Here is a 22,020-nt window from a genome sequence, read left to right on the forward strand (position 1 = left end):
CTATCTTTCTACAATGGCAACAACACCCATGCCGCCCGCAGTACAGATCGAGATCAATCCACGACCTGATCCTTTTTGCGAAAGCATTTTTGCAAGACTCGCAAGAATTCTTCCGCCGGTTGCCGCGAATGGATGACCTAAAGCCAAGCTTCCGCCGTTGACGTTCATTTTTGATCTATCAATAGAACCCAACGCCTTGCTGCCAAAGTTCTTCTGACAATATTCATCAGATTCCCACGCCTTCAATGTACAGAGCACTTGACCTGCAAAGGCTTCATGGATTTCGTAAAAATCAAAGTCCTGCAAAGTCAAATTGTTACGTTTTAATAGACGTCCTACAGCCGTAGCCGGAGCCATCAAAAGCCCTTCGCCATTCACATAATCCACAGCCGCATATTCAGCGTCACGCAAATAAGCAAGCACCGGAAGATTGTGTTTTTGCGCGAAGTCTTCACTGCCAAGAAGAACCGCCGCTGCACCATCTGTTAGCGGCGTGCTATTTCCCGCAGTTAAAGTTCCTGTTCCGGTAAAATCAAAAGCCGGTTTTAGTTTCGCAAGCTTTTCAATTGTTGTATCAGCACGAACGAATGTGTCCTTTTTAAGACCATTAAATTCAAAAACCAAATCATTATAAAAACCCGCTTCGTAAGCGCGAGCAGCATTCATATGACTGTGGTATGCCAACTCATCTTGCGCTTCACGAGTGATCTTCCAATCCTTCACCATCAATTCACAGTGTTGGCCCATGGAAAGGCCCGTGCGAGGTTCTTGTACGTTCGGGAAACGAGGTTTTAAATATTCTGGCTTAAGCTCTGCAAATTTTTTGAGTTTTGCGAGCATCGATGGTTCTTTTTGCGCTTCCATCATGATCCAAGAAAATTCATGAGGAAGAACTCCCGCGATATCACTGTTCGTGTCCGTACCGCCCGCAATACCACTTTCAATTTGGCCAGAAGCAATTTTCAAAGCGATCTGTGCGGCCGTTTCTAATCCCGTCCCACAAGCTCTTTGTACGTCATAACCAGGCGTGTGTGGATCAAGACCCGAACTCAATAAAGATTCGCGAGAGAGATTCCAATCCGAAGCGTTTTTCATCACCGCTCCTAAAGAGACATCTCCGAGACGCTCGCCCTGAAGATTCGTTTTTGCGACAAGATCTTTTAAAGTCGCCTTCATAAGATCTTTATTCGATGTTCTTGAATAATGCGTGAACGACTTTGTAAAAGGAGTTCGGGAGCCACCTAGAATTGCAACGGGTCTCATTGTCTTATTATTGCTCATATACATATCCTTTATATCGACTTACAGGAAGTTCTTGAAATCTACCTACCAATAGGTAGATAATAAGACAGTACGAAAACTAAAGCAAGGACTGTTCATGGATCCCAAAAACGACACGAAAACCCGCGCTATTGACCTTGGTCGCCATTATCTGCAAACACTTGGATTTAATGGATTTAGTTTTCAAACGATTGCCGATGAGCTCGGTATTAAAAAAGCGAGTCTTCATTACTATTTCGCGTCAAAAGAAGATATGGGTTTAGCTTTACTCAAAGACTATGAAGACGCTTATGAGCGTTGGACGACAAAGGTATCCTCCCTGCCTGCAGAGAAAAAGCTAGAGCAAATGCTGAATGTTTTTTGCAAGATGGGTTTAGATCATAAAAAGATTTGCCCGGCGGGAGTGCTCTGTGCTGACTTTAACACTCTTCCAAACAATATGAAAAAACGCCTGATTGAATTTCATGATATTCAACGCCAATGGATGATTGATACCCTTAAGCAAGGTGTTCAGGAGAAAACCTTAAGAAAGGATTTAAGCATTGAAGCGACGGCAGATCTTTTTCTGACCTCCATTCAGGGAGGCTTGCAGGTGGCGCGTCTTCGTGGAGACATGGAAAGTTTTAAAAAAATGATACGGCTTTTAATTAAAAATATCTCGATTTAAAGACTCTAACGATTAAAGACTTTCCAGTCTTTAAGATTGTAGCGCGAAAGAATTTTATCAAGCTCGTTACTTGTACGGGCTTTTTCAAACCACGCATCCAGATGTTGTGGCAAGAATCCAAATTCGGGCTCTTTGGGATTACTCACGAGCACTAAAGAGTTAAAACCCGTGAGTGACGTTGGCAAAAGCTGCAAAGGCACGTGAGCACGTCGAAGCAATGAATAACGAAGAACGTTGTAATCCCCCAACGCCAAATCCACACGACGATCACTGATCATTTTTGTCATACGGTCTGCCACATCTGAACCCGTGAGTTTTATCGCTCTAGCCGAATAATCAATACTCAAGCTGTTTCCCGATTCACTGCCAAGGTCCGCGAAAACGACTTTTTTATTGCGCACAAATTCATTGTCAATCAACGGCTCTCTTAAGCCCGGAGAAAGCAAAGCCCCCGTATAACTAACTCCAAGATTAGGCCCCACGACACGAACATCAGGAAGATAGCGAACCATGTAGCGCGGACCGATGATGTAATTCACCCTTTGCGCCTGTAAGGCAGAAACGAGTCTCGTATTAGGAATGCTTTCTAACTCCACTGTAAAACCGTGCAGCTTCGCGACAGCGGTGAGAATATCGTAAATATAACCGCCCCAGACACCAGGACCTTTTTCACAAAGATACGGACAAAGAGGCGCCACACCAATACGAATATTTAAAAAGCCCCGCTCTTTAATATCAGAGGGCTCACGCAGATTTTTTAATTCTTTATTTGCACCGACAGCCGACGTCGTTGCCACTTTCTGCACCGGGCGCCCCATCCAACCAGGGTATGCATTGATGTTTTTCTCTGTCACAGGATAAGTGGGAACGAGCTTCTTTTCTGGAACAGGTTCTTTTCCCAGATATGCGACCAATGAGCGTGCGATTTCCCTGCCAAGTTCCGCACAAAACTGAGCGGAGTCAATCACAGTGAGCCGTTTGTTTTTAATATTTTCGATTGATTGCGGATCACCATCAAATGTCGCGTGTAAAATTTCGTTTCGCTTTTTCTCAAGCAGTCTTTTTACAATCGTAAGCCCGCCTCCATCATTGACCGTGAAGATCACGTCGACACTGCCTTTAACCGGAAAGTTTTTAAGAAAAGCTTTAACGGCCTTTTCGCCGGATTCCGGGTCCACAGCTTCGTAACGTTTTAAAACTTTGAATTTACGATTGCGCTTGCGAAGAGCATCAAAAAATCCATCCACCCGCTCTGTCGTTGAAGACACTTTCGGATATTCAAAAACAACGATACGAATTTCATGGTCTTTATCGTAAAGCGAATCAATATACTCGCCATTGTCTTTTCCACCGGTATAGTTGTCACTTGTCGCAAACGAAGTCAGCTGACCATTTACAATATACTGATCATAAGCAAAGACCGGAACACCTGCGCCATTGGCTTCTTGCAGACCTCTGGCAAGAGCCGAGTTGTCTGTGGGTTGAATCACCAAAGCTTGCGGAGATTTTTTTAACGCTTCATCAAGCTGAGAAACTTGATTGAGAATTCCTTTTCGCCCTTCGCCTGCAACATAAGAAATCAGTTCAACCTTGTCTTTGCCTTTTTTATTAAATAGCGAAATCTCTTCTTCAAAACCTTTGCGCATGGCCACTTGGCCTTCAATCTTCATACTCCAGTAGAGCACAGGAACTTTCCAGGTTTTGGCAAAGGATGCATTTGAAAAAACAAAAGAGAAAAATAAGAAGAAGAAAGCGACTAGAGATTTCACTCAAAACAGTATTATCGAAGGATGACCAATTATCAATGTCGCTCTGAAATATTACGATTCATTAACAATGTTCAGGGACGTTCCATGACGTCCCCCATAAATTGCAAATGTCTTAGTACAACTCAACGCGGTCGTTTTCACGGAAGCCCGAACCAGAGTGGATCACGGCGATGGCGCCGTCATTTCCAAAATAGCTGATGACCTCCAAAGTTCCTTTCAATCGTCCTGGAACTCGGCCAATATGACTTCCACTTTCGGGATCATACACATCATCACCGTCTTCAGTGACTTTTAATAAATCCCCGACTTGTAAACCAGAGACGCGGCCGACATTAAGATAAATACGATCCCCGTTGATCGCAGCAATGCGACCTTCCCAAGAAACTTTATCTAAAGAAGCCAGCACCTGCGGAGTGAAATCCAAGAACGCGTCTTTAACGATAACCTCAACCATCTCAGGATTGTTAGCCAAGAACTTATCAGTCTCAACTCTTTCAGCAACGCGAACGCCTTGTTCTTCAACCGTGACTGTTTTCACTGTATTGAAAACCTCACGGCCTGAGCGTCCTGTTACAACGCGAACTTGAGCCACGACTTCAAACGCCGTTGTAAGATGACGAACAACACCGACATTATCAGCCTTACGTTTAATACGAATATCCTGAATTTTTCCTTCAAGAACCGCATTCACACCCATGGCTTGTGCCGCTTTGGCTACATCCTGAAGTTTGTACTGACCAGCTTCCATCATCTTAGAAAGATCTAAATTCAGCTCTTTGCTATCCAAAGCTATCACTTCACCTGTGCGATTTAAATCCGCAATAAAGGCAGAACGGGCTTTGTCTCTAAATTCTTGCGGACGCTTGTCTGAAGAATCCAAAAATGGAAGCACCATCAAACGTTTGCGCGGAGATGAATCGTCCTTACGGGCCTCGTAACTCACATCTTTAATTTCACGACGCATTGTCGGCTGGCTGCGATCAAAAGTTGTGCAAGAGACCAACGACAAAAGAAAAAGAGCTAAAACAAAACCCTTCATGACCGCACCTCCTATTGTGCCCACTTAAGAACGATCTCATCACTTTGTTCAGAGATCTTTGAAAGCTTCTTGCCTTCAATATCCAATGCTTCAAGCTTCGTTAAAAGCTCTGGCGCCGGAATGGATGTATCCACTTCAAAACTGACGGCCTCAGAACTGACCAAACGCTCACGAATGTTTTTCACTTGAGTGATTTGTGAACGGATCTTTTCTTTAAGGCCTTCCATCATCGGAAGTGCATTGCGGCCACGCACGGTCAAACGAATCACCGATGTTCCTAAAGAACCTCTTTGCCACGCTTCCAAAACTTGAGAAGCCAAATCATTCGCCGTTGTTTCAATCACCTCACGAAGTTTTTTATCAACGGCACTTTCTAAAGAACCAGACTCTGTATCAAAACGACGAGACACGTCGGCAATGGCGCGACCGTTACTCACTTGAGTAGCTGTCAGACGAATTTCAATGCGGAAGTTGTTCCCACGTTCGCCTTTATTTAAAAGCACCTGACCATCAATCAACACCGGAGCATTGAAATACTGGGCAAAGAACTGCGCATCTTCACCGCCCGCGATTTTTTCGTTTTGAAAATCAGCCGGAACATTCGCTCCAAGACCTGATTCAATGGGTTTAATCACGTAGAAATTATTTTTCTGGAAAGAGTTGCGAAGAGACTCTTCCAACAAACGACCTTCTTTGACGAGGAAGCCTTGTTGGTTCTTATCCAGAGGAAGCCACCAACGATAGCTGCGTCCTTGCACGCGGTCCACCCAGCTGATGACAGGTAAAACCACAGGAATGGCGTCGTTTTCGTTGAGCAAAGAATTTTCCTGAAGCATTTGCTTAAGGTCTCTTAAAGACACTTTCAATGCGACGGACATTTTAAACTCTTCACCTTCTTGATTGATCGGTGAAGGTTTCACAAACGGAATATAGCGTGCCGAGTTTTTAATAACTTTCGAAGTGATTAAAGATTTGTTCTTGAGAAATCTTTCTTCACCAATGAGTTCTTTAATAATGTCTTCAGAAACCTTTACGGCAGCCTGATCTTGAATATCTTTACGAGCCCCTTGCGGAGTTTTTTCTTTGGAGACACCTGAAAAGGTTCTATCCACAAGTTCGGCTTGTTGAGCTTTTACGGGACCACCTAAGAAGAATACACTTGCTGCTGCAACCATCAAAGCTAATTTCATTTTCAACTAACTCCTCAACTCAATAAAATCAGTACGGCCAAATAGGGAATGCACACCTTCAAAGAAATCATTGTTCACACTGATTCCCGGCGCATCGGTCATTTCCATCAAAACCTTGCGGTTCACTTCTGGAACTTCAATTTCCAAGCTGACAGTTGTTGTGCCTGGATAATCCTTCATTAAAGATTGTAATCTTGGATAGTCGTTAGGATCAATTTTATCTAGACGCAAAACCATACGTTTTGTTTTCTTAAGAATGTCTTCCATCGGAGACACGGTATCGACCATGATTTTGGCGTTACCTTCTTCGACCTCAAGACTTCCGCCGATCAAGACCGGCCTTTCATCGCGAAGCTGCATTTCAAAGCGTGCAAAAGAATCCGGGAAGATCACAAGCTCGCAGCTTCCAGTAAGGTCTTCGACCTTACCAAATGCCATGCGCGTTCCTTTTTTCGTAATCAACTCACGAAGCTCAGTAATAAGGCCAGCCACCACGACGCGCTTTTTACCCGCATCACGATTTTTCCAGTCTTTCTTAGCCGCTTTCATCGCTTCCGCTTCAGGAGACCCTGGAGCTGGCATTTGCGCTGGAAGGTCTGCCACTTTGCAAGAAGTCCAAAGCTCTGACAAGGTATCAAAACCTTTCAAAGGATGGTCACTGAGATAAAAACCCAAAACTTCTTTTTCGTAAGAAAGCGAAGCTGTGCGCGACCACGGTTTTGTTTCTTCCAATGAAACTTTCGTTTCCGTTGAAGGACCTAAGTCAAACAACGAAGCTTGTCCCAACTCTTTGTCTTTTTGAAGACCTTGCGCGCGATCTAGATATTTTTGATAACCGGCCATCAACTGCGCACGGTGACCACCGAAGCCATCCAGAGCGCCTGCTTTAATCAAGCATTCGATAACCTTTTTATTCACACGACGAAGATCAATCGAGTTGAAGAACTCATCCAAAGAAGAGAATTTTTTCTCTGGCAAGCTTTCACGGGCTTCAATGATCGCCTCCACGGCGTTTTGTCCGACACCTTTGATGGCGCCAAGACCAAAGTAGATTTCATCGTCATGCACGTCGAAAAGATAATCCGAGAAATTCACGTGCGGTGATTTCACCGTCAAACCACGTTTTGCAGCATCCTTCGAGTACTTCACGATTTTTTCAGTATCAGACAACTCGGTAGAAAGAAGTGCTGCGAAGAATTCCGCAGGATAATGACATTTCAACCAAGCTGTTTGCAACGTAACAACAGAGTAAGCAGCGGCGTGGGATTTATTGAAACCGTAGTCCGCAAACTTATACATCAAATCGAAAAGATCAGATGATTTCTCTTTGTTGTGACCGCGCTCCACCGCCCCCTTCATGAAGCGTTCGCGGTGCTTATCCATCTCCTCTTTGATCTTTTTACCCATCGCACGACGAAGCATATCCGCTTCACCGAGAGAGTATCCGGCGATCTTAGAGGCGATACCCATAACTTGCTCTTGGTAGACCATGATCCCGTAGGTCTCTGACAAGACTTCACGAGTGTCTTCCAAAAGATATTCAACAGGCGCTTTTCCGTGTTTACGGTCTGTAAAATCAGGAATATTCGCCATCGGACCCGGACGATACAACGAAGTGATCGCTGTGATATCGGCAAATGACGAAGGACGAATTTTACGAGTGGCATCGGTGATGCCCTCACCTTCGAACTGGAACACCCCCGCCGTATCTCCACGCGACATCATTTCAAATGTCGCCGTGTCGTTCATAGGGATTTGTTTTGTCGTAATAACTTTATTGCGATTCTTCTTGATCAACTTCAAAGCCAAGTTGATGTGAGTCAGAGTTTTCAAACCCAAGAAGTCGAACTTAATCAAACCGATTTTTTCGGCGTGCTTCATGTCGTACTGTACGACTTGCTCTCCATCAGCACCCTTATACAATGGCGCATGCTTAACAAGCTGCCCATCACCGATGATAACCCCGGCCGCATGGATCCCCGCGTTTCGCACCATTCCTTCAACCCGCTGCGCAAGGTCGATGAGTGTTGCCACTGTGGGATTCATTTCCATCAGTTCCGTCAATCGCGGCTCCATCTCAAGAGATTCTTTGAGAGTCACACCGAGTTTATCTGGAATCAATTTTGTTACTTGGTCCGTTTCTGAGAACAACATTCCCAAAACACGACCCACGTCTTTGAGAGCCGCGCGTGTTTGCAATTTACCGTAAGTGATAATTTGCGATACGGATTCTTGCCCGTATTTTTCCGTCACATAACGAATCACTTCTTGACGACGATCCTGACAGAAGTCGATATCGAAATCCGGCATCGAGATACGCTCTGGATTTAAGAAACGCTCGAACAGAAGAAAATTTGGAAGTGGATCTAGATCCGTAATTCTTAAACAATAAGCGACCAAGGAACCCGCACCGGAACCACGGCCCGGTCCCACAGGAATGTCGTTGTCCTTGGCCCAACCGATGAAGTCTTGGACGATCAAGAAGTAACCGTTAAAGCCCATGCGATCGATAATACCCAGCTCATAATCAAGGCGGCTGTAGTAGTCGGGCTTTTTATCATCAGGAACGGCTTCACCGCGAGCTTCCGCTTCTTCAAAACGAACAAGCAATCCTTCTTTGGATTTACGCGCGATAAAATCTTTCAACGTCTCTTCAGATCCTGTCGGGAACGTCGGCAAGTGATAGATCGGTTTTCCCGCATCATCTTTGATTTTAAATTTCACATCACAGCGCTCAGCGATTTGCAATGTGTTGCTGATCGCCTCAGGGATGTCCGAGAAGGTCTCGATCATCTGCTCCGGTTTTTTGAAATAAAATTCATCCGTCCCCAAACGGAAGCGCGACTCATCACTCAAAGTTTTATTCGTTCCGATACAGATCAAAACTTCTTGAGCGATCTGATCGTCTTGAGTCATGTAGTGAACGTCATTGCTCGCAACCACAGGGACACCTGTGATCTTAGAAGCTTCCAGCAAGAAAGGATTGATCTGATCCCACTCAGGAACTCCAGTGCGACACATTTCAAGATAAAGACGATCATCAAAAATTTCTTTAAGCTGTTTGATTTTCGCCAGAGCCGCATCCGGTCCCTCGCGCAAGAAAGCATCAGCGACTTCACCGCGAAGTCCGCCTGTTAAGCAGATCAAATCCGAATTGTATTCTTTGATCACTTCGTAATCGATACGCGGCTTCCAGTAAAAACCTTCTTGGTAACCAATCGTCGAAAGTTTGCAGAGATTTTGATAGCCCTTGATATTTTGAGCTAAGAACACCAAACGACGAGGACCTTGCGCTACTTGATCGCGGTCTTGTTTTTTCTCTAAACGCGAACCCGGTGCGATGTAGGCGTCCAAACCCAAAAGTGGTTTGACGTTGTTGTCTTTACAAGCAAAGTAAAACTCAACAGCGCCGAACATGTTGCCGTTATCAGTGAGAGCCACCGCAGGCATTTGCATTGCTGCTGCTTTTTTAGCAATAGCTTTGACCCGGCAAGCGGCTTCCAAAAGGGAATATTCAGAGTGAACGTGAAGATGAACAAAAGACATGATAATTTCATATCTTAGCCCCCTTTTTTATTCAATAAAAGGGGGTTCTCGACCTCTGAAAACTCAGCGCGTTAGAGAGTTCTTAACTGCACAATGGGATGCACCGAAACTCCAGAAGGAATTTGCGCCGAATTCAGATCAAACTGATCGTTTTTAACAGGAATTTTGAGAGTTTTTGTGCCCTTGCCCCCATCCAAAACGATTTTGAGGAGGACTCCAGAAATCGCTGACGGAGAGGTCGCCCCATCGATATTCCAAAGACGAACCTGATCGTCTTGAATCTCGATTTTCCCGCTGCCGGGAACGGAGGGATCTTTTTCAAGTTTTACTTCCAAAACGCTCACCGCATAGCCGCTTGCTACATCCATATCGACTTGCAGTTTTTGTTTGAGAGCTTCGTTGGCGTACTTGATTAAAATCGCCGCCTCTTTACCCGCATCCGGAGTCACGAAATCACGATCGCGTGTCGAGTCTTGGGAAATCACACCGATATAACGAATTCTTAAATCAGAATTTGGAACTTCGAGCGAAAAGGGTTGAAACACTTTTTCGTGATAAGAAAAATCATTGAACGACATCAAAAGGCGTCCTGATTCAATATCAAAAAGGCGATAGCCGGTCATTTCAGCACAGCATCCGCCAAGCCCCGAAACCACGACAGGTTGACTGCCATGGACATTCAGCTCTGTGGCTTGCTCCGTCTTTCCCCAAAGAACAGTTTCAAGACGAGGCCCTTTACGAATACTCCAAGAAATATTTCCCGCAATACCTTCTGCATCTAGAAACTGATTCACGGTTTTAGCGCTGCTTACTAAAAACAACTCTTCGCCGCCTTGCTGAGTGTATTTGCGGTACACATCATAGTCTTGCGACATCGTTGTCATTGTGCGTGCTCCCTCAGGGCTTTTTACAAGTTTAAAACTTGAAATGCCGGAGCTTTCATAAAGAAGTTCCCCTGCCGCAGCCAATGCGACGATCGCAGAAAGAACAATAAAAAAGGTCAGGGCCTTTGAGGTGCGAAGAAACTTTTTTGTTTTCATTCGCAGAAAACTAACAAAGCTTCTTCGCAGTGTTGAAGTTACAACGCCTTCATTACGGAGTATTAAAACTTAACGAGTGCTTTTACTTTATTCCCACTCGATGGTTCCAGGGGGTTTGCTGGTCACATCGTAAACGACGCGATTCACGCCTTTAACTTTGTTAGTTATCAAATTTGAAACTTCTCGTAAGAATTGAAATTCAAATGGATACCAATCCGCCGTCATGCCATCACTGGAAGTCACAGCCCGCAAAGCCAGGACATGGTCGTATGTTCTTGAGTCCCCTTGCACGCCCACTGTTTTTACCGGAAGCAAAACACAGAATGCTTGCCAGATGTGTTCATAAAGACCACGTCGACGAAGTTCAGAAATAAATACATCATCGCACTCTTTAAGAATGTGCAGTTTTTCTTTCGTCACTTCACCAAGAACACGAATCGCAAGTCCTGGTCCCGGAAAAGGATGACGCCAGAGCATTTCTTTAGGAAGACCTAACTGCGCTCCTAAAGCACGCACTTCGTCCTTAAAAAGTTCACGCACAGGCTCTACAAGCCCCAGCTTCATTTTTTCTGGAAGGCCGCCGACATTGTGATGCGATTTAATCGTCACGCTGCCACCAACGGAAGAGACACTTTCAATCACGTCTGGATAAAGTGTCCCTTGAGCTAACCACTTGATCGGAAGTTTGTGATCGTAACTCTTATCAAAAACTTCAATAAACACACGGCCGATGGTTTTTCTTTTTTCTTCAGGATCTGTTTTTCCCGCGAGAGCTGATAAAAATTCTTCGGAAGCATCCACTCCACGAACATTCAAACCAATCTTGCGATAATTTTCTAAAACAGTTTCGTATTCGTTCTTACGAAGAAGACCATTATCAACAAAAACGCAATGAACACGATCCGCACCCAAAGCCTTGGTCAAAAGTGTCGCAACCACCGTGGAATCAACACCACCGCTTAAGCCGACAAGAACGTGATCTGTAGGTCCAACTTTTTCTTGCGCTTCTTTGATCAATAAATCTTTGATATGAGGCGCATCCCAATTTGCAGCGGCTCCACACATGTCTTGAGCAAAGTATTTTAATAAATCATTTCCGTGATCTGTGTGAGCAACCTCAGGATGAAATTGAAGAGCCAAAACATTGGGACCCTTCATCGCTGCCGGATGATTTCCATCAGAGTTTGCAATGATTTGAAAACCTTCAGGAACTTTTTCAACCACGTCACCGTGACTCATCCAAACTTTTTGCTTTTCAGGAACACCCTTTACGACGGAAGTCCATGTTACATAATTGAGGCCGTACTCACGATGATCTGCACGAGAAACCTTGCCACCTAACTGGTGAGTCAAAAGTTGCATTCCATAACAAACACCCAAAAGAGGACTTATGTTACGAAGTTCAGCGACGTCCCTGCGAGGGGAACCCTCTTCATAAACGGAATTAGGTCCGCCACTTAAAATAATCCCATAAGGATTTTTTTTACGAATTTCTTCCGTCGCATATTTGTAAGAATGAATCTCTGAATAAAAACCCAGTTCACGCAAACGGCGGGCAATCAGTTGTGTAAATTGAGAACCGAAATCGAGAATAATAAAACCGCGCATGGATTAGCTCTCCAAACGATAGTTAGGAGCTTCTTTCGTGATACTCACATCATGCACGTGAGATTCACGAAGACCCATGGCCGTGATTTGCACGAATTTCGCTTTTGTCTGAAGCTCATCGATATTGCGCGCACCGAGATAACCCATTCCGGATTTCACGCCGCCCACAAGTTGATGAATAACTGCGGAAGCAGCCCCTTTGTAAGCCACTTTTCCTTCGATACCTTCAGGAACCAGTTTTTCGTTTTCTTCGATATCCATTTGACCATAGCGATCTTTAGAACCGCGAGACATGGCACCGATACTTCCCATACCGCGATAAACTTTATAAGTACGGCCTTGGAAAAGAATCGTTTCGCCTGGAGATTCTTCAGCACCCGCCAAAAGATTTCCGATCATCACGGAGTTTGCACCCAAGGCTAAAGCTTTTGTGATATCACCGGAATACTTAATACCGCCGTCGGCGATGATTGTTTTCCCGCGCGCTTTGGCGGCTTTCGCACACTCAATCACGGCAGAAATTTGTGGCATACCGACACCGGCCACCACGCGTGTTGTACAGATACTTCCAGGTCCAACACCGACTTTAACGACTTCAGCCCCTGCATCGATCAACGCATTCGTACCATCTGCTGTCACAACGTTACCGGCAACGATGATGATCTCTTTATGTTTTTGCGCGATATGTTTTACCATCTCAATCACATTTTTAGAGTGACCGTGAGCCGTATCCACACAAAGAACATCCACACCGGCTGCCACCAAGGCTTCTGCTCTTTCTTTAGAATCTGCACCCACGCCTACAGCCGCACCGACGAAAAGACGACCGTGCTCATCTTTCGTTGCTTGCGGATAGTTTTTGGCTTTTTCGATATCTTTGATCGTGATGAGACCTTTTAATTTTCCTTTTGCATCCACCACAGGCAATTTTTCGATACGGTGTTTTTGCAAAATCTTTTTAGCTTCTTCAAGAGTCGTTCCCATTTTCGCCGTGACAAGATTTTCTTTTGTCATCAAGTTGCGAATGGGTTGATCGAAGTTTTCTTCAAAACGCAAATCGCGATTGGTTAGAATCCCCATCAGTATTCCATCAATCGTGATCGGCACACCACTGATCGAATATTTCTCCATCAGGTCGACAGCTTCTTGCACTAAATGATCCGGCCCCAATGTGATCGGATCTAAAATCATTCCGGCTTCGTATTTTTTTACTTTTTCAACTTCAAGAGCTTGTTTGTCGATATCCAGATTTTTGTGAATGATACCCAAGCCACCATTTTGCGCCATCACGCGCGCAATGCGATTTTCTGTGACCGTATCCATCGCAGCAGAAATAATCGGCGTGTTTAGATATTTTCCTCGTGCAAACAAAGATCGGGGCACGACTTCAGTCGGCGTGATTTCAGAATATTGTGGAAGAAGAAGAATATCGTCAAAAGTTAAGGCATAAGGCACTTGGCGTTCCATAAACTCACTCCTGGCAGGGTTTCCCCATTCTGAGATGAATCGCCTCAGAGTTCAAGCACTTCAGTCTTGGTACCAGGTTTTGTAGAGCAAATAATTATCCGCGGATTTCTCAAGAAGATCGACTTCCTCGTCTGTGAGCGATCTTTTCACTTTGCCAGGACGTCCCACAACCAGACTGCGCGGAGGAATCTGAGTTCCCTCAGTTAAAAGAGTGCCAGCTCCAATTAAACAATGTTCGCCCACCTTCACACCGTCCATCACGATGGAACCCATGCCGACCAAAGTGCCACGACCGATTTCGCAACCGTGCAACATAACCAAATGTCCAATAGTCACGCGATCATGAAGCGTCGTTCCCCATTTTCCATAAGTGCCGTGAATCACACTTCCGTCCTGAACATTGACCTCTTTGCCAATACGAATCGGCATCACGTCACCACGAATGACCACGTTGTACCAAATCGAAGATCCCTCACCGATTTCAACATCACTGATCAGACGCGCATTATCCGCAATAAAAACATTTTCAGCGACAACCGGAGACATACCACGGGCACGAACAAAGATATCACTCATAAAAACCTCTTCTCCCAAAAGGTACGCCGTACCTTTTTGTATTGCAACGCAAGATTTAACGCAAACTTCGCACGTTGTTTCGTGCGGCATGTGCATGATGCTTTACGTGATGATTTTCTTCATATTCTGCGAGAATCTGTTCGATCTGCGGTCGTTCTTTCATCCCGTCAGCAAAACCGATTTCAATAAGCTGTTTGCAGTATGTCGGAGTAAACAGCAGGTAACTCAACATCTCGCTTGATTCCTCTAAAGATCCCGGACCGCGCAAGAGATAGCGAATCATGCGAGGAAGCTCGCCACTTTTTTTGGCGGCAATTTCTGAAAAATCTACGGAAGGTGAAATCCAAAGGCTTTTGACTTCACGCAAAGCCACGCGCTTTCTTTCTTGCGGAGTTAATAAAGAATAACTCTGGTTGATTTGTTCAATCCTTTGAATATCAGATTCAAGCCCATCCATCATCACGGCGTTCATCAAGACGTTGGCTACTTTCGACACCGTCGGAACTTCTCCGGACTCACGATGATGATATGTGAACGACGTATCTTGTTTTCGTCGCACACCGATCGCAATAAGATGATCTGCACCCATGTAAATCGCAGGTCCACAGGGAGATTGGTTGCGAATGCACCCATCGCCAAAATAGCGTTCGCCGATTTTTATCGGCGGAAATAAAAGCGGAATCGCTGAAGAAGCCATGATGTGTTCAACACCCAAAACCGCGCGCTCACTGCGATGCATACCTCGCTCCCAGGGTTCAATATCTGGAGCTCCCTGAAAAAAGGTCACCGTGGAAATGCTGTCGTAATCCAAAGCGGAAATGCCGACGGATCTTAGATGTCCTTGTTTGATCTTTTTCTCTATTTCCGGGAAGTGACATTTTTCAGAGAGGAAGCTATGCAATGGATGCGTGCTCAGCAAAGATCTTAAGGCCTGATCTTTTCTAAATCCACCCAACGAAATTTCCGTCATCCATTGCAAGCCTCCACGAGATAGCGCCATGAGATCTGCATAGAAAACCTGATCACTGTCGATGTGACTCCACAGACCTGTGAGTTCCTTGGAGCTTTCAACAAAATTTCCGGGATGAGCAACTAAAAGACCCACATTGATGGCACCGGCGCTGACGCCGGTATAAATCTTAAACGGATCTGGTATTTTAAGTTTGCTTGCGATATGCGAAAGAGCAGCCAGAACTCCTGCCTGATAAGCTCCCCGCGCACCACCGCCTGAAAGAACGAGTCCGAGTTGGGACATAGTGTGCTCCTTCAAACTTTTATTTTAAGCGTGTCTGAAGGGAAAGAAAACTTGTTACTTGGCTTTAGAGACAATCCACACAAGATCATTTTCAAGCAGCGTAAAGCTTGCCCTTGGTCCAAGAATTCTTTCAGCACCGCGCTCTACACCGACCACCATACCGTGATATTTTTCACGGATGCCGCTCTCACGAATGGTTTTTTCTTTGTAGGATGACGTGTCGGTCACTACAAAGGAACTCAGCTTATAGTCCTCTTGGCCTTCGCGGTCGATAGCGTGATGATTTTTTTCATCTTCAAGAACCGTGTGGAACTTTTGCAGTTCTTCTTCACTGCCGAAACAAATCAATTTGTCATACGGCCACAAGACAAATTCTCCATCCGGAGCAAAGTATCTGTGCGAGCCGCGGAAGACCGCTGCCACTGTCACGCCGTAAGTTTCTTTAAACGATTGCTCGCGCAAAGTTTTTCCAACTAAAGATGAATCCGGGGAGACTTCATAATTTCCAAGACTTGTTTCCCACGGAAGAATATTTTTTGCGACATCAGAACTGATAAGCTCTTTACGTTCTTTTTCAGTTAAGTTCTTTAAGAAATTTTTCTCAATAAACTGATACAGGCGGCGCACCCACAAAGGACCGACGACAATCAAGACCACCAAAACTCCGGCCGTCAATCCTGAAGCCATTTTCAAAGTCACGAATTGCGCAAGGATGGCTCCCAACAAGACCAACCCCAAAACAATACGCCCGATGAAAATTCCAAATTGCAAGCCACGGAGTTTTTGCAACTCTTCAAACTCTCGCTGGGCTTTCAATGATGGGCCTCCCATCACAATTCCCCAGAAGAACGGAGCAGAGATCGCAAGACAGATGAACAACGACACAGCTCCCGCCCATGGACTTTCTTGCAAGTAACTTTGCACTTCTTGATTAAGCAACGTTTTGTAAGCACTGATAATCGCAATCACGATCACCGTGTTGAGAAGAATTTTTACGCCGTAGGTTTTCATAATCAAAGAACCCACGCCATTTTTTCCTTCTTGAGAGAAAGAACTTTGATAGCGATCCAAGGATCTTTGCACGCCTGCAGGAAGCTTGCTGTCCACCCAACGATAGAGCGGCTCAGAGATTTTAATCAGATACGGAGTCGTAAATGTCGTCACCGCAGAAACGGCAATCGCCAAAGGATAAAGGAAATCGCTTGTCACCTTCAACGTCACCCCCAAAGAGGCGATGATGAAAGAGAACTCTCCGATTTGCGCAAGACTCATCCCGGCTTGAAAAGCTTTCTTGCGCGTTTGTCCCGAAAGAAGAGCGCCCAAGAAGGAGCAAATAAATTTCCCGACAATCGTGACCAATGTCACCAGAATCACAAGATCCCAGCGCTCAATCAAAACTTTCGGGTCAATCATCATACCGACAGAGACAAAGAACACGGCCGCAAAAAGATTTTTTACCGGTTGAAGGACATGTTCCATCTTATGACCTTCGGGAGTTTCGGCAAGAAGCGAACCCATTACGAACGCGCCCAACGCTGGGGAAAATCCTACACCCGCTGCGATCATCACCATCATAAAACACAAACCGATGGAGACCAGAAGCATGGTTTCATCTTCTAAAAGATCACGAATTTTACGAAGAAAAATCGGGATCAGGAAAATACCGACGACAAACCACAAGGCGATATAGAATAATAATCTTAAAGCGGAGAAGGCCAAATCCGCTCCCGAAATAGCTTCACTTCCCGATACGGCTGTTAACAAGACCAAAAGCAGGATCGCAAGAATGTCTTCAACAATAAGGATACCGAAAACCAATTCGACATACTTTTGCCCGCGCAGTCCTAATTCTTGAAACGCACGCACAATAATCGTGGTGGACGACATGGAAAGAATCGCACCAAAGAACAAGCTATCGATATTGTTCCAACCAAACATGCGGCCTACAACAAAACCAAAGCCCATCATCGCGACGACTTCGAAAATCGCCGTAAAACCTGCAGAGCCGCCCACTTTAAATAATTTTTTAAAGCTAAACTCAAGACCCAAGCTAAATAACAAAAAGATCACGCCGATCTCGGACCAGACCTTAATGCTTTCGTTGTCGGTCACGGTAGGAAAAAACGGAACGTGCGGACTTACTAAAAGACCCGCAATCAAATAACCAAGTACCTGAGGTTGTCCGAGTTTTTTAAAGAGCAGCGTCGAGAGCGCTGCGATCATCAAAATAAAGCCAAGATCCGTAATCAAATGAGGTAGATGATGCATGCCCCATATTTACAAAAACTAATTCAGATAGCCAGACCCTTTGTCTAACAAACCTATATTTTGCAGTTTTTGTGCACCGCTCTCGACTTCCGCACTCATGATGCGCGAGCGACCGATGAAATTCTTTGTCGCAAAAAGAGGCACATTCAAATAAAGACACAAAGACATCGCTTCATCAGCGCGAAGTTTCATGGAACTCATTTGTGGATGTCCACTCATGTAAAGACGCAAATACTGATGCGACCCTCGGATTTCAACAAAGACCGCTTGTTTAATTTCGATGCCTAAGGATTCCATCAACTGAGACGTGAACTTATGCGGAGACGATTGCAAAATCGATTTATTCGATTGCGACAACGCGACACCAGCATCAATCGGAGTCACCGCCACAGGCAATGTGTATTGATGAGCTTCGTCTTTTAAAAGTAAAAACGGGCGTGACACATCTGTTGTCACGGACAAACCATAAGGGAAAAGTTGCACCAAATCACTTTGATGAAAAGTTTCCTCTTCCTGCGACTGCTGTGCAAAGATGATCTGAGATTTAAGGTTATTTAAATCCAAAATATCTTTCATGATTTAAATCAATTCTCCTCTGAATACCGCCGGGAACGCTTTTGTGATTTTCACGTCCACTGTTTTACCAATCAAGTCAGGTGAACCCAAGAAGTGCACAAGTTTGTTTCCTGTACTGCGACCTTGGATCTTGCCGTGTTCGCGGTCTACTTGCTCAACCAAGACTTTCATCGTTTGACCTTCGTAGCGTTTTACCAACTCAAAAGCCATCTTGTCGTGAGCATCAAACAGACGATTCAAACGATCTGTTTTAACGTCTTCATCCACTTGCTCCTCAAACTTCGCCGCCTTCGTGAAAGGACGCGGAGAGTATTTAAATGCGAAGATCGTTTCAAAGCCCACTTGTTCAACCATCGTCACTGTGTCTTGAAATTCTTCTTCAGTTTCACCAGGGAAACCCACGATGATATCTGTTGAGAAAACCACATTCGGAATGGTCTTCTTAAGCATCGCGATTTTTTCCAAGTAGTGCTCACGCGTGTAATTGCGGTTCATGCGATCGAGGATGCGCGAGTTTCCGCTTTGGAATGGAAGATGGATGTACTCCATCACCTTGTCCTGGTGAGCCGCCATTGTGTCAGCAAGCTTCTGATTGAAATCTTTTGGATGAGACGTCGTATAACGAATTCTTTCGATATCCGTTTCCGTTGCAACTTTCGCAAGAAGATCCGCGAAGTCCAAACCTTCTTCGGCTTTGTAGGAATTCACGTTTTGGCCCAACAAAGTGACTTCCTTCACTCCGCGTTTCACGAGATGACGGATGTCCGTAAGGATGTGCTGAAGAGGACGAGATTTTTCACGACCGCGAGTGTAAGGAACTACACAGAACGTACAGAAATTATCACAACCTTTTGTGATGTTTACGAATGTCGCCACACCTGGATTTCTCACCATCGTTTCGATGTGATAAGGCGCACGGTGTTCGAATTTCGCGTTGATCAAACGCCTTTCACCTTCAAAAGATTTCGCCACCAAGTTTGGCAAATTGTCGATTTGATCTGTTCCGAAAACGAAATCGATCATCGGTTGATTTTTGATCAGGTTTTCTTTTTCTTGCTGACCAACACAACCGCCGACGCCGATTTTAAGTCCCGGATTTTTCTCTTTCATTTTTCTGAAAGTGCCGACCTCGGAATAAACTTTATGCACAGGTTTTTCGCGCACACTGCAAGAGTTGATGATGATCAAAGACGCGTCTTCAGGCTTGTCCACGGGAGTGAAGTTTTGCATCTCCAAAAGAGAATACATTCTCTCCGTGTCATTCACGTTCATTTGGCATCCGTACGTGGAAATGTACACACCACGGCCTTGTCCGACATCGTGATTTTGATTAAGGCTTTCAGGGTTTTGCGTTGTGTTTTCCACGGACTCTTACCTCTTGTGTCATTAAAGAAAGTGAGTTATAGAGGAGGCTTCGAAAAATGTCAAAAAAATGCCAGAAAGGCATTTTTCGCGTAGCCCCCGAAGGGGGTGGAGGGCAGGAGCCCGTAACAAAACGGCATTATGCTATATGGAGGCATTCCGATGAACCCTCGCCTTAAAAGCTCAAAAAAATGGACTGCATTCCCTAAAGAATACTCAGATCAGATTCAGGCCGTTTTTAAAGAAAATTTCGCGCAATATCTTGAAGAAGGTGAACTTATCATCGAAGGCCGTATCTACACCGAAGAAATTATGCTTCGCGTCGGATACCTAGAAAAAGGCCGTCTTGCGCAAGCCAACTTCGAAGTTTCCATGAATTATTCTCAAGATGACGCCGACGCCGTTAAAAGAATCCACAACTGCGTAGACGCAGCCGCCAGCATGATGATGGAGTACTTTGAAAACGACGGCGAAGTCGACTTCCCGTACACATGGAAAGAATATCCATTCCAAGGCAAAAAACTTTATCTTCAATTCTCGACGGAAAATTCTTCTTTAGAAGCTCAAGCCAATAAGCTTTTGGGCGTCGATGATGAATCTCTTTATCACGATGAAGATGAATCCGATGAAGACGCGCTTTCTCGCGCAGAACAAAGCGAAGAACTTTCTCCTCCCCGCGATGAAGATGAAGATTTTTCTTCTGAAGAAGACGAGGAAGATGAAGAGTCCGACAGCGAAGATCGCGGCCCCCGCATGTTCAGTGGTAAAAAATCAAAAAAGAAAGACGATCTTCACTAGAAGACTTTTCCGCAAGAGCCTACACCTGTTGTGGCCATGACTTTCTCTTCAAATTTAGAGAGTTCAGCCACCATCAGCTTGCCTTGGGCTTTTGCCATTTTACGAAGCTGCATAGGGCCTACGGGCTTTCCCAGCTTTTCCAAAGCTTCAACTTGTACCTGCAGGGCCGCTCTTAATTTCGGTGTCATCACGTCATTAAGAAATACAAAGAAAGCCATTTGTTTTACATTAATCGCATCGGGAATTTGATCAATCATACCGACTTTACCTGCAAATTCTTTCGGAAGAATTCCAGACGCCGCCATCTTTTTAAGAGCTTCTTTGTCGATGGGTTTTGAAGAGATTAAATTTAAAACTTCAGCGACGCGTTTTAACGTTTCTCGATTGTTTGCGACCTCACTTAAAAAAGCATCCACGATCGCCATTTCAATACGGTCTTGCGAAAGTTTAGAAACATCAATGCGAGCGCCAACAAGTTTAAATTCAGAATTAAGTTCCAGATCTCCTGGAGCCGGCACCTTATTCGTATTCATATTAAGAACCTTTAAAAGTTCTTCGCGACTTTTTGAAATCGGACTCCAAACCGATTGAGTGTAAGGATTTTGTGGCCCGGAAAAACCGCCACGCAAATACAATTCATAAGAAACGGCAGAGCAGAACATCCCACGCTCATTCACATTTCCCGGAGTCATCGAGAAGTCATATTTGTAAGCCGCTTTGTTAAAGGGATCTCCACCTGTCCGCTCGTACATTTCTTTAATCATGTTTTCCGCACCGGCTTCGACTTTCCCTTGCACGGAATTATCGGAGCCTTGATAGCGATAAATATACATACGTGTCTTAGAACCTTCGATATAGTCTTTCGCCATCTTACGAAGCTTCACTCCGTCTTCAACATCCGCTTCTGGTGACAGCAACTCGCCTTGGCCGTCGATATAAACCGGCGTCGAGTGCGAATAGATATGCGGATGATCCATAGTTAAGGCAATAAAACTAGATGACCCAAAGCCCGTCGCCTTAGAAAGAACCACGTCTCCCGTTTGCACTTGGAAATTCCTTAAAGAAGCAAGTTTCGCCGAACTCGTCGCCTTACCTGCAAGACTTATTTCAGAAGGGAAATTTGCAAACTTTTTACTTCCGGCATAAAGACTTTCTTCAGCCAGCATCTGCATAAGGAATAATGAATCCTGACGAGATTTCATCCCCATGGATTTTTGCGTACGAAGTTCTTGGCGTAATTCCAAAAGCAAAACACCGAGGTTACGGTAGTCTTCCGCCGTTACAAGTTTTGCGGACTCCACCACCGTTTTGATACTTTTAAAAACATGCTGCTCATTTTTTGCTTGAGAAAGAGCCACCATTAAAGGCTCGCGCAATTCTTGAACACTCAAGCCACTGGATTTTCCATGCATCAAAAGCTTCGTCCAAGAATCGATCCCGATGTTTTCAAGCCCGTGAAGGTTGGCTCCTTGTGTCTCGCTTTGAGGCAGACGAACCGTCGACGCGTAGACTGGCACCGTCAGTGTTAAAGCCATCAACACAGAAAACGATTTTACAAGGGGTTTAGACATAAAGAAC

General features: G+C 44.9%; 16 protein-coding genes. 2 read left to right on the forward strand and 14 right to left on the reverse strand.

Annotated features, from left to right (window positions below; all coding sequences use genetic code 11):
- Positions 1-1,281, reverse strand: a complete 1,281-nt coding sequence (locus AAAA78_RS09670; protein WP_340591781.1) for an acetyl-CoA C-acetyltransferase — start codon at positions 1,279-1,281, stop codon at positions 1-3.
- A gap of 97 nt (positions 1,282-1,378) precedes the next feature.
- Between AAAA78_RS09670 and AAAA78_RS09675 the strand changes: the two genes are divergently transcribed.
- Positions 1,379-1,948: a TetR/AcrR family transcriptional regulator gene (locus AAAA78_RS09675; protein ID WP_340591783.1), complete on the forward strand. Its 570-nt coding sequence runs from the start codon at positions 1,379-1,381 to the stop codon at positions 1,946-1,948.
- Between the two features lie 5 nt (positions 1,949-1,953).
- Here the strand turns inward: AAAA78_RS09675 and AAAA78_RS09680 are convergent, their stop codons facing one another.
- The 12 genes from AAAA78_RS09680 to miaB form a co-directional block, all read right to left on the reverse strand.
- The gene (locus AAAA78_RS09680; protein ID WP_340591784.1) at positions 1,954-3,717 is read right to left on the reverse strand and encodes a sugar ABC transporter substrate-binding protein; all 1,764 of its coding nucleotides are present in this window, start codon (positions 3,715-3,717) and stop codon (positions 1,954-1,956) included.
- 112 nt (positions 3,718-3,829) lie between these two features.
- Positions 3,830-4,756 carry a hypothetical protein gene (locus AAAA78_RS09685; RefSeq protein ID WP_340591785.1) on the reverse strand — a complete coding sequence of 309 codons (927 nt, stop codon included), beginning with the start codon at positions 4,754-4,756 and terminating at the stop codon, positions 3,830-3,832.
- An 11-nt stretch (positions 4,757-4,767) separates the two neighbouring features.
- Complete coding sequence (locus AAAA78_RS09690) at positions 4,768-5,946, reverse strand: hypothetical protein (RefSeq protein WP_340591787.1); 1,179 nt, start codon at positions 5,944-5,946, stop codon at positions 4,768-4,770.
- A 6-nt stretch (positions 5,947-5,952) separates the two neighbouring features.
- Positions 5,953-9,492: a DNA polymerase III subunit alpha gene (gene dnaE, locus AAAA78_RS09695; RefSeq protein WP_340591789.1), complete on the reverse strand. Its 3,540-nt coding sequence runs from the start codon at positions 9,490-9,492 to the stop codon at positions 5,953-5,955.
- 71 nt (positions 9,493-9,563) lie between these two features.
- Positions 9,564-10,532, reverse strand: a complete 969-nt coding sequence (locus AAAA78_RS09700) for a hypothetical protein (RefSeq protein ID WP_340591791.1) — start codon at positions 10,530-10,532, stop codon at positions 9,564-9,566.
- A gap of 87 nt (positions 10,533-10,619) precedes the next feature.
- The gene (gene guaA, locus AAAA78_RS09705; RefSeq protein ID WP_340591793.1) at positions 10,620-12,140 is read right to left on the reverse strand and encodes a glutamine-hydrolyzing GMP synthase; all 1,521 of its coding nucleotides are present in this window, start codon (positions 12,138-12,140) and stop codon (positions 10,620-10,622) included.
- A 3-nt stretch (positions 12,141-12,143) separates the two neighbouring features.
- Entirely contained in the window at positions 12,144-13,607 is a 1,464-nt protein-coding gene (gene guaB / locus AAAA78_RS09710) for an IMP dehydrogenase (RefSeq protein WP_340591794.1), read from the reverse strand.
- Positions 13,608-13,667: 60 nt separating this feature from the next.
- Positions 13,668-14,183 carry a gamma carbonic anhydrase family protein gene (locus tag AAAA78_RS09715; RefSeq protein ID WP_340591796.1) on the reverse strand — a complete coding sequence of 172 codons (516 nt, stop codon included), beginning with the start codon at positions 14,181-14,183 and terminating at the stop codon, positions 13,668-13,670.
- Between the two features lie 55 nt (positions 14,184-14,238).
- Positions 14,239-15,438 (reverse strand): patatin-like phospholipase family protein, encoded by a 1,200-nt coding sequence (locus AAAA78_RS09720; RefSeq protein WP_340591797.1) that lies wholly within the window; start codon positions 15,436-15,438, stop codon positions 14,239-14,241.
- Between the two features lie 54 nt (positions 15,439-15,492).
- A complete protein-coding gene (locus tag AAAA78_RS09725; RefSeq protein WP_340591799.1) occupies positions 15,493-17,706 on the reverse strand; it encodes a cation:proton antiporter in 2,214 nt (737 codons plus the stop codon).
- An 18-nt stretch (positions 17,707-17,724) separates the two neighbouring features.
- Entirely contained in the window at positions 17,725-18,282 is a 558-nt protein-coding gene (locus AAAA78_RS09730; RefSeq protein WP_340591800.1) for a bifunctional nuclease family protein, read from the reverse strand.
- Positions 18,283-18,285: 3 nt separating this feature from the next.
- On the reverse strand, positions 18,286-19,647 hold the full coding sequence (gene miaB, locus AAAA78_RS09735) for a tRNA (N6-isopentenyl adenosine(37)-C2)-methylthiotransferase MiaB (protein ID WP_340591802.1): 1,362 nt from the start codon (positions 19,645-19,647) through the stop codon (positions 18,286-18,288).
- Between the two features lie 159 nt (positions 19,648-19,806).
- On the opposite strand from miaB, the gene AAAA78_RS09740 reads away from it, so the two are divergent.
- Positions 19,807-20,442 carry a hypothetical protein gene (locus AAAA78_RS09740; RefSeq protein WP_340591803.1) on the forward strand — a complete coding sequence of 212 codons (636 nt, stop codon included), beginning with the start codon at positions 19,807-19,809 and terminating at the stop codon, positions 20,440-20,442.
- On the opposite strand, the gene AAAA78_RS09745 is transcribed toward AAAA78_RS09740, so the two are convergent.
- Positions 20,439-22,013 carry a hypothetical protein gene (locus tag AAAA78_RS09745; protein WP_340591804.1) on the reverse strand — a complete coding sequence of 525 codons (1,575 nt, stop codon included), beginning with the start codon at positions 22,011-22,013 and terminating at the stop codon, positions 20,439-20,441. The genes AAAA78_RS09740 and AAAA78_RS09745 overlap by 4 nt on opposite strands.
- Positions 22,014-22,020 lie beyond the last annotated feature (7 nt).

Source organism: Bdellovibrio sp. BCCA (genome assembly GCF_037996825.1).
GTDB lineage: Bacteria > Bdellovibrionota > Bdellovibrionia > Bdellovibrionales > Bdellovibrionaceae > Bdellovibrio.